Below are 1,179 nucleotides of genomic sequence, written 5' to 3'. Positions count from 1 at the left end.
TTATGCAGTTACTTTCGCAACAACACCAGCACCTACAGTACGACCACCTTCACGGATCGCAAAACGTAGACCTGGGTCCATTGCGATTGGGTGGATTAATTCTACTGACATTTCAACGTTGTCGCCTGGCATAACCATTTCAACGCCGTCTTGTAATTGGATTGCACCAGTTACGTCAGTTGTACGGAAGTAGAACTGTGGACGGTAACCATTTAAGAATGGAGTGTGACGACCACCTTCTTCTTTAGAAAGTACGTATACTTCTGCGTCGAATTTAGTGTGCGGCTTGATTGTACCTGGTTTAGCAAGTACTTGACCACGTTGTACATCTTCACGCTTAGTACCACGAAGTAAGATACCACAGTTCTCACCTGCACGGCCTTCGTCAAGAAGTTTACGGAACATTTCTACGCCAGTTACAGTTGTTTTAACTGTATCTTTAATACCAACGATCTCTACTTCTTCACCAACTTTAACGATACCAGCTTCTACACGGCCTGTTACTACAGTACCACGACCAGAAATTGAGAATACGTCTTCGATTGGCATTAAGAATGCTTTGTCGATAGCACGTTCTGGTTCTGGGATGTAAGAGTCAAGCGCTTCAACAAGAGCAAGAACTGAAGACTCACCATATTGACCAGCATCGCCTTCCAACGCTTTAAGCGCAGAACCACGGATAACTGGAGTGTCATCACCTGGGAAGTCATAAGTAGAAAGAAGTTCACGAACTTCCATTTCTACTAATTCAAGTAATTCTTCATCATCAACAAGGTCACACTTGTTCAAGAATACGATGATGTAAGGTACACCAACCTGACGAGAAAGAAGGATGTGTTCACGAGTTTGTGGCATTGGACCGTCAGTCGCAGCACACACAAGGATCGCGCCGTCCATCTGAGCAGCACCAGTAATCATGTTTTTAACGTAATCGGCGTGGCCCGGGCAGTCAACGTGCGCGTAGTGACGAATTGGAGAATCGTATTCTACGTGTGAAGTATTAATTGTAATACCACGTGCTTTTTCTTCAGGTGCTGAGTCGATTTGTGAGTAATCTTTCGCTTCACCGCCGTAAGTTTTTGCACAAATTGTTGCAATCGCAGCAGTTAAAGTTGTTTTACCATGGTCAACGTGACCGATTGTGCCCACGTTTACGTGTGGCTTATTACGTTCAAACTT

1 protein-coding gene is annotated in these 1,179 nt (G+C 44.4%); it reads right to left on the bottom strand.

The window, feature by feature from the left end:
* Positions 1–1,179: elongation factor Tu (tuf, locus tag HUN22_RS17155; protein WP_017399900.1), on the bottom strand; the 1,179-nt coding region annotated here is incomplete at its 5' end.

It is taken from the genome of Acinetobacter lactucae, assembly GCF_013344765.1.
GTDB lineage: Bacteria > Pseudomonadota > Gammaproteobacteria > Pseudomonadales > Moraxellaceae > Acinetobacter > Acinetobacter lactucae_A.
The sequence above is the reverse complement of the archived record's forward strand: the minus strand, read 5'-3'. Positions and strand labels throughout refer to the sequence as shown.